Source organism: Lysinibacillus sp. FSL K6-0057 (assembly GCF_038630885.1).
GTDB lineage: Bacteria > Bacillota > Bacilli > Bacillales_A > Planococcaceae > Lysinibacillus > Lysinibacillus fusiformis_F.
On the sequence record NZ_CP152047.1, the window covers coordinates 2251080 to 2263894 of the forward strand.

Genomic DNA, 12815 nt, shown 5'->3' on the forward strand with positions numbered 1-12815 from the left:
TATATTGTGGGTATAAGGTAACTAAAAGTTTCTAAGGAGAGGTGAAGTGTGAGGGAGAAATTAATTATTCTTCGAGGTGAAAAAACAATAACAGAAGTAGCTAAAGATCTTAATATTACAAGACAAATGTTAAGTGCAATAGAAAATAATGCTAGAACTCCTTCACTAGCATTGGCTAGAAAAATTGCTGTTTATTATTCAACCACAATTGAAGATGTTTTTTTGATTCTAAATGCAACTAAATGTTACCTTTATTTTACTAAAAGAGAGATGAAAAGTTTGGGATGGAGATAGACAAAACCAGATAAAAGAGCCCAAAAAGAAGTCACTGCTGGAACAGAGTCTGAAATTTTTTTAAATACTCCATGTGATTGAACAAGATATGCAGTCCTTATTACTTAGGGACAAGTACCTTCGAATTCTCATAGCAATTCAAACCATGATACTCATATATATGTTGTTAAAATGAACTTCCTAACGGTAGTATTGATTATTTTCTCGTTGCATATGCAGAGATAACTTCGGGTCGATGTGGAGTAAATGTAATAAATACTCGAAAGGAGGTAAGAAAGATGCGTAAACAAACTTTCAAAGAGTACTCGTTACGAAAGTACCCACCAAATGTAAGGAGCAGGGAAGAGGCATATGCTTGTAACATTTGGAACCATTGTACTTTAGAAGAAGCGATAGATATGTCTAGTAAAGTGATTGAGCTTTTTAAGGGGAGGTGGGAAGTTTGCGGTGGAGCATGACCAAGCAGAAGCAAAAAAAAACTTTAACTTTTGTCTAATGATTGCTTAAAACAATTTGATTTAAAACAACTCGAAAGGGGGTGGAGGTATGAATGAAGAAAAAATTTCTCTTTTCGCAGAACAGTTAATTGGTTTAAAACAATTTGAATGGGCCCGAGTTAAACAAGTTGTAGACATGTATTTTAGTTCTAAAGCCGCCAAGGTTGAGCTTGACGACTTTGTTGAACTAAAAAGAAGAATTGAAATTGAATTTAACCTTCGACAATTTGGATAAAAATAGGATTGATTCTGTAATCTCTATGATGAGCTTGCTGTTCATGAAATGACAGAGCGAAACGCACTTGGTATTGGTCGTTTTAAGCTCTATGTTGTAAAAAGCTTTGCACAATATGCCTTTTACTTTGCCAGCAATCCACTGGAAGTTAGCGTAATGCACCGAGAGAAATTTGGTGAACGTACAGGAGCTATTACGGAGGCCCATCGACTATTGATTAAAGTGATGTATTTCGCTGATCTAGGTATACATATTCCACTGATTGATCATCGCAAAACCATCGTACAATTTCCTGCTTATCTCGGACATGCAGCTGCAGGACAATATATTTTGCATCGTCTAGATCAGCACAAAGGGGTGAGAGGTATTGTCTAAGCAAGAACGTGAGGAGATCATTGCAATTATCATGCTCCGTAAAAATTATGCGTAGGAAATGTTACGTAATATGTCAGACGAGCAGCTATTAAAAACATTGGATGAGTTGTAATTTGGGGAGGAATAGGTATATGAAATTTAGAAAATGGTTATCGTTGTCTCTGGAGCGTCGTTTAGTGATTATTAGTAATGCTATTCATACTAAAAATGTTTTTAAGAGAAAAATTTCTTAGGGGGATGAAGGATGTTGAAGATAGTTAATGTAAATATTTATGATATCATTGGCCTTTCTTTTGATCCTGTTTATATGGCATTATATCAACTTGATGATAACGAAGAAATTCTTATCGATAAATATACTATTCGAAAAACAGATAAGTTTTACGAAATTGAAAATGGAGACATGCATGAATGCTTTATCGAGAAAGAGAAGTGCTATCATGTTCTAAGCGATTTGATTATGACCAATTAAAAAAGCTATGGCGGCAACCATAGCTCTTCAATAACAAGGGTTCTCCCTTGCTAGCAGTATAACCATTATAGCATAAGGGGGAAGCTATTGTGCGTATGAAGGAATTGAATATGACTATTGACGGAATTCTAAAGGTTGATACAATGGAATTACCTGAGAATTGTGTGATAATTTTGTCACAAGGAAAAACAAAGGTTGCTGAGCTTCCTGCGTTTGCCGAAACAAAGATTGTGACACATCAAGGGCAGGTAAAACGTGTGAAGTGGGATGAGGGTGAGGAGTTTTGAGGCTATTCTCATATATAGCTATTAATTTATTAATAATACTTTTCTTAGCAATGGCATTTTACAATGGGATAAAAAATGGTATTTTGCCTATAAGCTTAGTAATTGTATCAATTATTATTCTAGGAGTATTTAATTTAATTATCTTTGTTATAGAGAAGTTGTTTAACAAATTGGGAGATTATTTAATCAGATTATATGATAAAAGAAAAATGAAGAACTATAATTTGTATGAATGGATGGGGGAGGTTAGATGGATTAAATTATTAGATGAAATATCCAATATCAAAGAATTCAATAAAGATACTTTACATGATAATTTTCAGTTAATAAAACTTGAGATAGAAAAAGAATTTGATAATAAGGAAAAATTAATTTCATTAAAACTGTACCTAGAAACAATAGTTGAAAGCCCCAGACTAACGGTTTTGAATACTGTTACACAAACACTTCTTATGGCTTTGATTACTACATCTATAATAAATTTTGTAAATGGTTTAAATACTTCTAATGTTAATAGTATGTGGTACCTTGCTGTTGTGATTGTCGTCTGGATCATTTTACTTGTTTCAATAACATACATTTCCAAGCAAATTGATAGAAATAAATTATTACTCAAACTAGTGTTGGAATGTATAAATGAAAAAGGGACCAATAAAAATAACAATAATTATAGACACTCAAAAAGAAGGAAAAAATAATTTAGAAAAAGAAGGATGGGTTTTGAGTCAGATAAATAAAGGTTCTATTTTTTCAAATGTATTAATGTATATATTTCTTGTATTAGGTATTCTATCCATCTTGTCTGCATTTGTTTTTCCAATTGCACTTAGAAAATATTACATGGAGAAAGTAGCGGAATATAAAAATATAGGAGATTTAGGTAGTATCGGTGATTTCCTTGGTGGAACAACCGTAGGCTTGTTAACTGCAGCAAGTATTTTTATGCTTCTAGCTACAATCATAATGCAAAGGAAAGAAATTAAAATAAGTCAAGAAAGTTTGACTGAATTAGTAAAGCAAACAGAAGCTTCAGTTAACCAAGCAAAGGATGCTAGGGCAGAAGTTGAAATTACTAATGAGACAATGAAACGTCAACAATTTGAAAGCGCATTTTTTAATATGATAAATCTGCATCATACAATATTAAGTAATATGAAGTTTAAAGAATTGATAGGAAGGGATTTAATAAAAAATTTATTTGATATTTTAGAAAAGGAAGGGAAAGAAGGATATTTAAAATATAAGATAGAAAATGAGATATCTGATGAAACCAAAAAGCATATTTTTATAGATCTTTTTGATCTTGAAACCAGAGATATCTTTTTAAATATGTTGTATGAAAAAGGTAAGGATTTTACAAAAGAGGCTTATGCAAATGAAGAGATGAAAATTAATAATAAAGAAACTCCTGATTTTGATCCAAGTTTCATTGAAATTGAAGGAGATAGAAATTTCACATATATGGATTTAATTGAAAACACTACATTAACCAATGAGATTATTAGGTTATCGAAACTGAAAAATATTAATAGTGACCATGCAATTTTGAAGGATCATTATTTAATTAATGATGAAAAGTGGTTAGAAGAAAAGCAAATCATTTACACAAAGTTCTATATTGAATATGAATACTTATTTGGGCACTATTAATAGAAACTTATATAGAATTGTTAAATTTATTAATGAGTCTAAATTAATTAATAATGATTTGAAAAAAGAATATCGTGGCATTTTAAGAGCCCAATTATCATCATATGAATTAATGATGTTATTTTATAATGTATCTTACTCAGAGAAGGGTAAAAAATGTAAAGAACAATTGACTAAATGTAATTTTTTCGATAACCACTTATTAACAAATAAATTTATTTGGAATGATGATTGTGAAGTTTTGGAATTAATCGAATAGCCCAATTAATAAGTTTATAATTGAAATTATTTAAAATCTATATGAAGTGTATAATATAAGTTCTACCAGCTCACTGGAGGACAACAACGGATAGTAGCAAAACGCTGCCATCTTTTGTTGTCCTTTTTTATTTTATTTAAAGGAGTGAAAGATAGTGGATATTCTAAAAAATATTGATGGTAAGGCAACACAAAAAGTAATTGAAAATGTATTACGACAATATCGAACTTATCAACTAACAACACCAGAGGATTTATTGCCAACAATAACACCAAAATATACTTTAGAAATGCCATCATTTACTGGAGGAGTCCATTCAAAAGTTGAAAATGCTGCAATTCGAAACGTAGAACATTACAAGCAAGCTGAAAGGTTTTTCGAACGATTTAATAGAGGTTTTTATAAGCTGAACCAAAAAGAGCGTCAGATTATCGTCATGGCATGTTTAGAAGAAGTGCCAATGTTTAATTATCAGATTTCAAAAGAGCTTCATATCAGTGAACGAACTTTTTATCGTATCAAAGCACAAGCTTTGTATAAATTAGCATTAGCTTTAAGAGTTGAGGTATATCAGGAGGAGGAGGTGACTGTTCTATGAATTTTGTCCAGCCGATACGTGATTTAGAAAAGGTTCGAGACGTCAGAAGAACATTGCAGGACAATCCACGTGATGAGCTACTATTTTGTTTTGGAATATATACTGGGCTAAGGATAAGTGATATATTACGTTTAAAAGTTGGGGATGTTCGTAATAAAAACGTATTACATATAAAAGAGTTAAAAGTGCAGAAAAAGAAAAAACTCAATAAGACGAAACGTATCCCCATTTTAAATGAATTACAAAAGATGATTGCTTCATATATCGAAGAAAAAGAAGACCAAGAGTATTTATTTAAATCCCGACAAGGTAAAAATAAACCGATCACTAGGGTAAGGGCTTACGATATTTTACGAGCAGCTGCCCGAGTAAATGATTTGGATGAAATAGGGACACATACTTTGCGAAAGACATTTGGCTATCATGTTTATCAAGAAGAAAAAGATGTTGCATTACTACAGGATATTTTTAATCATTCAGCACCATATATCACATTGAAATATATTGGAGTAAACCAAGATGCGATTGATAAAGCCTATCAAAAATTAAATAAACGTTTGAAATTTTAAAATAGCACTGATAAAGGTGCTATTTTTATTTTGCTCATTTTAGGAAATGGGACATTTTCTAAACGTATCGAACACTTTCACATACTAAAGACATTTACAAAATAAGGGCATGAAAAACTCATTTTCAAGATAGGGTGTAAAGTACTTATTAATCTAGGTTTTTAAAGAGTTTCGCAGGTTAACAGAATATAAGATATGTTAATGTGGTAATATAAGGAATAAGATGGAATAAAAGGAGTGATGGTTGTGAGAGTTATAATTGTTGAATCTAGTAGTCCGTGGGATTTAATGCATGGAACGTCTGAGAAAGACTCTTTGGAACAGATTTGTAAAATGATGGGTCACAATGTAGCGTCATTTTTTGTTAAATCGAAGCAGTTTTTGAATATATTTCATCAATTAATAGTTTTAGTGATGATGAGCAAGAGCCTCTATGTATTCATATAAGTTGTCATGGAAATAAAGATGGCTTAGCTATAGGAAATGACTTTTTAAATTGGGAAAACACTGTTGAATGCATGGCACCGGTACTAAGTATGGAGAACTACGGAGAGCCTATATTTTTAGCTGTATCAGCTTGCGGAACAGATAAACAATTACTTACAAAATATATACGAGAAAGAAAAGATCTTAAAATTATACCTCCCAATTACATATTCTTCATAAATCAAGAATTGGTATCATGGAAAGATGCCTTACTAAATTGGACTATTCTTTATCATCAAATTGATAATTTGGATATTACAAATAAAATGGACTTTCAAGATTTATTATCAAGAATAGCTGGTTCTGGATTAGGAAGTTTAAAATATTATCGTTGGGATGTTAAAGATAGAAGATATAAGTTTTTTCAAAGACAACAACAGCTAGTGTGATATGAGGCTGATGAAGTTGAAAAGGTCCTTAATCATATGGTGATGTCATTCCGATCCAAGATGCTATCTTTACCATCTAAAGTCTCGCTGTTGTTAGCCAGTAAAGACGACCCTAAAGTAATTGAGGCTTTATTAGAAAGAGATATAAGCCAAGCGTTAATTGAGTTGCAGAATATGATCCTGCTATGTTCTTTAATGAAGATAGTGATGAGGAAGTAGAAGTTGTAGGTGATGATGATGGTCAGAAAACAGACCATGAAACTGTTTAAGAAAGTCGCAGGACTTGTCGCACCTCCGCCTAAATTAACCGTTTCACAATGGGCAGATAAACATAGGGTATTATCTAAAGAATCTTCAGCAGAACATGGTAAATGGAATACAGATCGTGCTCCTTATCAACGAGAAACAATGGATGCAGTCAATAATCCAGAGACTGAGGAAATTGTTGTGATGTCGTCTGCCCAAGTTGGTAAATCGGAAATTGTTAATAACATCATTGGCTATCATATCGACTATGATCCTTCGCCTATGTTGTTGATGCAACCTACGCTTGAAATGGCGGAAGCATATTCCAAGGATCGTATTGCTGCCATGATACGAGATACACCTACCTTATCCAAAAAAAGTTAATAGTCCAAAAGCAAAGGATGGAAATAATACTTTGCTTCAAAAGAAGTTTGCTGGTGGACATCTAACCTTAGTAGGGGCCAATTCTCCTGCTAGTTTAGCATCATGGCCAGTACGTATTGTTTTAGCTGATGAAGTAGACAGATTTCCACCTTCAGCAGGAACTGAAGGAGATCCTTTGTCTTTAGCTCAAAAACGAACTAAGACTTCTGGAACAGTAAATGGATTTCAGTTTCAACACCAACTGTTAAAGGGGCATCACGCATTGAAGCGGAATATGAGGAAAGTACAAAAGAAGAGTGGTGCGTTTCCTGTCTGAGTTGTGGGAAATTCCAGCCTTATGTTTGGGCGCAAATACGTTTTGAAACAGTCACGATTGAATGTGTAAATTGTAAAGAGCAACATACAGAAGTTGAATGGAAATCGCGTTCTGGTAAATGGATTGCTCGAAATACTGAGGCGAAGAAACGTGGGTTTCATTTAAACGCCCTCGCATCTCCTTGGGAGAAATGGGCAAAGATTATAGATGAATTTAAAGAAGCAAAGCGTAAAGGTATAGAAACCTTGAAAACGTGGGTTAATACAACGCTTGGTGAGTCGTGGGAAGAAAAGACGAATGATCAAGACCATGATAAACTTATTTCTCGACGTATTTGCTATGAATGCGAAGTACCAAAGGACGTATTAGAATTGACGTCTGGAGTTGATGTTCAAGATGACCGATTAGAAGTAGAAGTTGTGGGTAACGCTTCTTTTGATCCTTTTGTAATAGCCGTTTGTCGTCAGATAGGTTCATCATTAGAACTGCCTTATACAGATAATTTAAAAGGTACAACAATAGAGATCCGTATTCTTATTTAGCTAGTATGGGAATCTCCGAGGCACAATTCAAGCTAGACATTTTAAATGGCTTGGAGGAAGTAAAAGGGGCGCAAATTACAGAAGCGAGAGTTATGCTTAATGATACAAAAACTATTCCTGCAGTGTTTATAGATGGTAGGACACACGTTCAAGTACAAGAGCTAGCCGATCTTTTAGGTTTAAAACTCGTTTAAAACAACGAAAGTAAAACAACTAAATTGTATGAAGTAAAATGATAATATTAACTCTCTTGTAATTCGAAGGCCGTTACCTTAATTGGTAATGGGCTTTTTTATTTCTACAAACATAGAATCAAATTATTTGCAATGAAATTAATAGTAATTATTGTTAAGAATTTGTAAAAGCAATGAAATTTACTACCTGATAAGAATGTCAAACAAAATCCAGGGGAATTTTTGAAAATATTACTTTGGTTCTAATTTAATGCATAAGTACCGCCAGTTTTCAGCGTGATAGATGGCGTACTGTGGCGGTTATTGTAAACTTAACGTAAATTTCACGCCAAAAATTGGCGTGGGTAGAGTATTGGTAAGGGTATTTCTTAATGTTAGGATATTAATAACTCGAGGGTAATTGAAATGTTATAACATCTAAAAATACTAAAAGATGGAGGAAATAATATTGAAAAACAAATTCATTAAAAATTTAATCGTATTATTAAGTTTTACATTAATTTTAAGTATTTTATCGCCAAGCCTTGTAAATGCAAGTGAGGTTACACAAGAATTAGAGAATGAACACTTAGAGGAAGATTTCGTTGTTGAAGAGGAGGTTGATTCAGAGGATATTACTCAAGTTGAGGGAGCTGAAATCCAGCCTTTTATTCTTCCTTTAATTGCAAGAGTTGTTTTAGTAGGTGGACAAAGATTTTTAAAGGTTTATAAAGGCATTGATAACGTAGCAACACATCCTTTGTACATTCATACAGGTAAACAAGGTAAACATATATTAGGTCACCCAAATTTTCAAACAGGTAAAAGTATACTTAGAGGAAATGCGGATGATTTATTACAAAACCATGCTGGTAAAGGTACAATGATAAATGAAACTAAAGAAAGAGTGAACTTCGGAAAAAACATTGGTGATTATTTTGATATTGAAACAAATCATTATTTAACTACTCAAAATGGTATAATACACTATAGTAAAACAGGTGCTCATATTGTTCCTTCAAAACCTTAAGGGGAGGGAATATAGAAAATGGTTATTGACAATGCAGTTTTAAAGTTGCTTAAGTATAGTGTACAGAAACCGAAATTAGAAATCACATGGGAAAATGGTAAGACCAGCATATGTGAAATTGATACATTTTACGATTCCGATAACGGATTGGAACTTGATGATGCAAATTATAAAGAGTATCATGTAGCACTAATTATAGATGTGACTAATAATTATCAGTATGTTGAAATTGGCACAGGAGAAAATAAACCTAAACTCATTAAGTTAGTGGATACAGGAGAAATCATTTTTAAATGTGATTGATATTTTTATAATCATTAGAGAACAATGACCGGGCGCTCAATTGAAAGTGAGTATCCGGTCATTTTTTGTTTATTCATTTCTTTTTTATTACATGTTTTAGAATAAACAATACTAGCCATAACATTGAAACTGTAAAGCCTATCCACTTGATGCTCTTGGTATATTTTGGGATTCTGATTATACTCTATATAAATACATAATAGGAGAGATGACGCATGGTTAAAGCTTTGAATTGTCCAAACTGTGCTGCAGTATTTAACCCAAGCGATAAGTCATGTGAATACTGTAGGAGTTACATCATCACAACTGATTCGAAACAATTTACATACGATCTAAATGAATTTAAACCTTCTTATAAAAAGATTTTTTTCCACAAAATTGAGATGGGTAACAATGAATTACCAATATGTTCAGGCATAGCGAACATCTATTATAGTGCAACTAAATCAGATGGTGGCCGTTTGTTATTAACCAATCAACGCCTTATTTTTTGTGCTCACGCTCTAAACATGAATCCTAATTTATATTGGGAAATTAGTTTAAAGGATGTAGATCGAGTCGAGAATGATTTAAATCTTTTTATCTCTCAAAGAATTAAGGTTTTTTATAGGAAAGGTAATGAAACAACTTTTGTCGTTTATGGCGGGAAAACTTGGATAGCTGAAATTGAATATGCTTTTAATCAATATTGAATAGAAGTGACCAGGTATTTAATTATCATTAAGCCTAGTCATTTTTCCTCTATGATCCACTTACATTCGATTTAGTTCCATTTTCAGGTGTGTAACAACCCCAAATAAAACCACTATCCGTTACACAAAAAAGTCACCAAAATCACGAAAAAGTCACATTTCCCCCGAAAACTCACGAAATCAGGCAAAAAGCATGTCTTTGTACTTTCACACAAAACCTTGCTATAATAAGCTTTGCGAATACATATGAAAGAGGGTAAAAGCATGAACGCTTATGATGAATATATGAAGCAGGTTGTGAAGCCGATGCGTGAGGAGCTTGTGGGGGCTGGGTTTACAGAGCTGACAACGGCTGATGCGGTGAATGAATTTATGGCGGAGACGAAGGGGACTTCGTTAGTGGTGATTAATTCGGTTTGTGGTTGTGCGGCAGGGCTTGCTCGTCCAGCAGCGCGTGAGGCGATTGCAGCGGTGAAGCCAGATCATCTTGTGACGGTGTTTGCGGGGCAGGACCCAGAGGCGACTGCGGCGATGCGTGGTTATTTTGAGGATGTGCCACCTAGCTCACCATCTATGGCGATTTTAAAGGATGGGGAATTGGCTTACTTTATTCCTCGTGAACAAATTGAGGGATTCCCTGTGGAGCAAATTGTCTCTCATTTAACTGGCGTGCTAGAGCAAACATGCGAGAACTAAAAACGATTGTGACGACAGCGGGCAGACCAGACGATATATCGATGGCGCTCGCTGCTTTTGCGTGTCAGGAATTAGGTGCTTCGTTTGAGCCACGGAAAAAGCGCTCTGTTCGCAAGATTTCACAGGACTTACAGGCACAAGTGATGGTCGCTGGGAAGAATCGCTACGAGTATTATGCCTATGGGGCACAGGAGCCGTTTTTCTTTCATCCCAATTCTGCGGCGTTTCGATTAAAGCGTGTTGCCCGTGGCGAGGCGGAGCCTTTTTTGGAAGCGGCACAGCTTCAACTGGGGGATTCGGTGCTGGATTGTACGTTAGGTTTAGCGGCGGATGCTATGTTAGCGGCTTATACAGTGGGTGAAGCAGGTCGTGTTGTGGGACTGGAAGCGAATCCGAATGTGGCATTTATTGTTAGACAGGGGATGCAAACCTATGATATAGCCGAGCTACCGTTAACTGCCTGTATGCGGCACATTGAGGTTGTTCAGTCTGAGGCTGTTCACTATTTAAAAACCTTACCAGACAATATGTTTGATGTGGTCTATATGGACCCGATGTTTGAGGAGGTTATTGAAGAGGCCAATAATTTTCAGGCACTACGGCTAGCAGGGGAGCATGCGACATTAACCGATGATTGGGTTCATGAAGCCAAGCGTGTGGCGAAAAAGCGTGTGGTGTTAAAGGCACATTTTCGATCAGAGTGGTTTGCGACCTATGGCTTTCAGCAGCATGAACGGGTAACAGCAAAATTTCATTATGGTGTGTTAGACGTATAAAGGCTTGTTCTTGAGACAAGCCTCTTTTTAGCATAGGGTAATAAAAGATTATTGGGATAATGTGTAAAACGTGATATGCGAACCCTGATCTGCACAAGCCTTCTAGTCAATGGTGTGTTGGCTTGCATTCCGTAGTAATCACATATTGACCTTTACATTTATAAAATAGGATGCTATAATAGGAAACGTGCTATTTTAGGTAGCATATTTCCGTAATCTGGCATTCTGCTTTTTGTTTTTGTAGATACTTATTCACACTGGCGCATGCTTTGGGGCTGCAAGGACGCAAAAGATGGTAGGGTTTGCGTTGCTTAAGTTAGAAGGCACACAGTGGAATTTTACCGCGGTGATGAAACGAATCTGGTTTCAAGATAATATTCCCCAGACGATTGGGTTGAGACTTTTACAATTTACGAGAATGTTACCTATAAATGCTAAAGGGGTAGTTTCGCAACAGCGAGGCTGCCCCTTGTCTAATTTTTAGAGTCTGTCATGTCTAACTATGACAGGCTTTTTTGGTATACATTACCGTTTACTCTCATCCATAAATAAGTGATAATAAAAGCATGAATTTTAGTAAAAATCTAAATTCTCAATGGAGATATCAGAAAAATCAAAAAGGTGAGGGATGTCTATGGAAAATATCGACACACTATCTACGAATGTAGTAACAGAATTAACAGAAATGGCTACATCACGGCAAGACAATATGGATCAGCTAGTAGCACATTATTGCCAAGAAAGACTACTTTATCGTCTATCAGCATCATCCTATGACGAACAATTTTATCTAGATGGAGAGCTACTATTATTTGTATTATCAAATGGATTGGTGAAGCCTTCCAAAGAAGTCACACTGACAGCTCAAGCGAGTGTTCATCAACATGAAATTGTCAAACAGGCCTTTAAAGAAATTTGCTCGATGGCAGTACCAGAGGATGGCATTGAATGGGACGCACAGCAAATCGAATCCACTGTAACGAATGACAGTATTCATTTAACCATTCCAGCTACATTGGGCCAAATGGCATCATACATAGAAGTAAGGGTTACCTTTAACGAAAACATGCGAATAACACCGAAAACCATTATTTTTCCGAGCTTGCTAGACAGTAAGGCAGCGGTGCTTTATACATATCCAACGGAATTCGTGATCGCACAAAAATTTATCGAAATATACCAGTATCCAGCATTAGAAAAGACTGAAAAAACAATAGGTGAAGTACAACTATTGCTACAAACGCAACCTATTGAAGGACGAAAATTACAGGCGTATATTGTGGACTTATTTGATCGTTATCATTTTACAATCGAGCTAAATCCTACGCTCGAGTCAACAGGGATTCTGAAACAATTTTTTAACCCTGTTTATGAAGCTATTTTGGCTGAGGATGAATTTTTCAAGCAATGGCAGTGTGACAATCAGGCTTGGCAATGATGAGAGAGAACCCGCAAATCTTCTATGGTTTGTGGGTTTTTGCATGGCTATTTTTCAGTAACCTAATAGCGGATAAGAAGGGAGGATTCATTTGTGATGTCTAATGAA

General features: G+C 34.9%; 21 protein-coding genes. All 21 read left to right on the top strand.

What is annotated here, in order from left to right:
* The first annotated feature begins 48 nt into the window (after window positions 1–48).
* The gene (locus MHB40_RS10890) at window positions 49–294 is read left to right on the top strand and encodes a helix-turn-helix domain-containing protein (protein WP_342534583.1); all 246 of its coding nucleotides are present in this window, start codon (window positions 49–51) and stop codon (window positions 292–294) included.
* Between the two features lie 278 nt (window positions 295–572).
* Window positions 573–752 carry a hypothetical protein gene (locus MHB40_RS10895; RefSeq protein ID WP_342534584.1) on the top strand — a complete coding sequence of 60 codons (180 nt, stop codon included), beginning with the start codon at window positions 573–575 and terminating at the stop codon, window positions 750–752.
* Window positions 753–840: 88 nt separating this feature from the next.
* On the top strand, window positions 841–1026 hold the full coding sequence (locus MHB40_RS10900; RefSeq protein ID WP_342534585.1) for a hypothetical protein: 186 nt from the start codon (window positions 841–843) through the stop codon (window positions 1024–1026).
* 48 nt (window positions 1027–1074) lie between these two features.
* Window positions 1075–1401 (top strand): hypothetical protein, encoded by a 327-nt coding sequence (locus tag MHB40_RS10905; RefSeq protein ID WP_342534586.1) that lies wholly within the window; start codon window positions 1075–1077, stop codon window positions 1399–1401.
* A 244-nt stretch (window positions 1402–1645) separates the two neighbouring features.
* A complete protein-coding gene (locus MHB40_RS10910) occupies window positions 1646–1873 on the top strand; it encodes a hypothetical protein (protein WP_342534587.1) in 228 nt (75 codons plus the stop codon).
* Between the two features lie 95 nt (window positions 1874–1968).
* Window positions 1969–2160, top strand: coding sequence for an XtrA/YqaO family protein (locus MHB40_RS10915; protein ID WP_342534765.1), 192 nt, complete (start codon window positions 1969–1971; stop codon window positions 2158–2160).
* Window positions 2157–2858: a hypothetical protein gene (locus MHB40_RS10920; RefSeq protein ID WP_342534588.1), complete on the top strand. Its 702-nt coding sequence runs from the start codon at window positions 2157–2159 to the stop codon at window positions 2856–2858. Before MHB40_RS10915 ends, MHB40_RS10920 begins: the two co-directional genes overlap by 4 nt.
* Window positions 2797–3810: a hypothetical protein gene (locus MHB40_RS10925; RefSeq protein ID WP_342534589.1), complete on the top strand. Its 1014-nt coding sequence runs from the start codon at window positions 2797–2799 to the stop codon at window positions 3808–3810. The genes MHB40_RS10920 and MHB40_RS10925 overlap by 62 nt, the downstream gene beginning before the upstream one ends.
* A 413-nt stretch (window positions 3811–4223) precedes the next feature.
* Complete coding sequence (locus tag MHB40_RS10930; RefSeq protein WP_342534590.1) at window positions 4224–4667, top strand: ArpU family phage packaging/lysis transcriptional regulator; 444 nt, start codon at window positions 4224–4226, stop codon at window positions 4665–4667.
* Window positions 4664–5236, top strand: coding sequence for a tyrosine-type recombinase/integrase (locus MHB40_RS10935; RefSeq protein WP_036164176.1), 573 nt, complete (start codon window positions 4664–4666; stop codon window positions 5234–5236). The genes MHB40_RS10930 and MHB40_RS10935 overlap by 4 nt, the downstream gene beginning before the upstream one ends.
* A gap of 536 nt (window positions 5237–5772) precedes the next feature.
* Window positions 5773–6111 carry a hypothetical protein gene (locus MHB40_RS10940; RefSeq protein ID WP_342534591.1) on the top strand — a complete coding sequence of 113 codons (339 nt, stop codon included), beginning with the start codon at window positions 5773–5775 and terminating at the stop codon, window positions 6109–6111.
* A 231-nt stretch (window positions 6112–6342) separates the two neighbouring features.
* Entirely contained in the window at window positions 6343–6741 is a 399-nt protein-coding gene (locus tag MHB40_RS10945) for a phage terminase large subunit family protein (RefSeq protein WP_342534592.1), read from the top strand.
* Between the two features lie 31 nt (window positions 6742–6772).
* A complete protein-coding gene (locus tag MHB40_RS10950) occupies window positions 6773–7057 on the top strand; it encodes a phage terminase large subunit family protein (RefSeq protein WP_342534593.1) in 285 nt (94 codons plus the stop codon).
* Window positions 7058–7179: 122 nt separating this feature from the next.
* Window positions 7180–7599 carry a terminase gpA endonuclease subunit gene (locus MHB40_RS10955; RefSeq protein WP_342534766.1) on the top strand — a complete coding sequence of 140 codons (420 nt, stop codon included), beginning with the start codon at window positions 7180–7182 and terminating at the stop codon, window positions 7597–7599.
* 5 nt (window positions 7600–7604) lie between these two features.
* A complete protein-coding gene (locus MHB40_RS10960) occupies window positions 7605–7793 on the top strand; it encodes a hypothetical protein (RefSeq protein WP_342534594.1) in 189 nt (62 codons plus the stop codon).
* 448 nt (window positions 7794–8241) lie between these two features.
* Window positions 8242–8802 (top strand): polymorphic toxin type 50 domain-containing protein, encoded by a 561-nt coding sequence (locus tag MHB40_RS10965; protein ID WP_342534595.1) that lies wholly within the window; start codon window positions 8242–8244, stop codon window positions 8800–8802.
* A gap of 18 nt (window positions 8803–8820) precedes the next feature.
* A complete protein-coding gene (locus tag MHB40_RS10970; RefSeq protein ID WP_342534596.1) occupies window positions 8821–9105 on the top strand; it encodes a hypothetical protein in 285 nt (94 codons plus the stop codon).
* Between the two features lie 215 nt (window positions 9106–9320).
* The gene (locus MHB40_RS10975; protein WP_342534597.1) at window positions 9321–9797 is read left to right on the top strand and encodes a PH domain-containing protein; all 477 of its coding nucleotides are present in this window, start codon (window positions 9321–9323) and stop codon (window positions 9795–9797) included.
* Window positions 9798–10061: 264 nt separating this feature from the next.
* Window positions 10062–10493: a BrxA/BrxB family bacilliredoxin gene (locus MHB40_RS10980; protein WP_205443200.1), complete on the top strand. Its 432-nt coding sequence runs from the start codon at window positions 10062–10064 to the stop codon at window positions 10491–10493.
* On the top strand, window positions 10481–11269 hold the full coding sequence (locus tag MHB40_RS10985; protein ID WP_342534598.1) for a class I SAM-dependent methyltransferase: 789 nt from the start codon (window positions 10481–10483) through the stop codon (window positions 11267–11269). The genes MHB40_RS10980 and MHB40_RS10985 overlap by 13 nt, the downstream gene beginning before the upstream one ends.
* 634 nt (window positions 11270–11903) lie before the next feature.
* Window positions 11904–12707: a nucleotidyl transferase AbiEii/AbiGii toxin family protein gene (locus MHB40_RS10990; protein ID WP_342534599.1), complete on the top strand. Its 804-nt coding sequence runs from the start codon at window positions 11904–11906 to the stop codon at window positions 12705–12707.
* The last annotated feature ends 108 nt before the right edge of the window (window positions 12708–12815 follow it).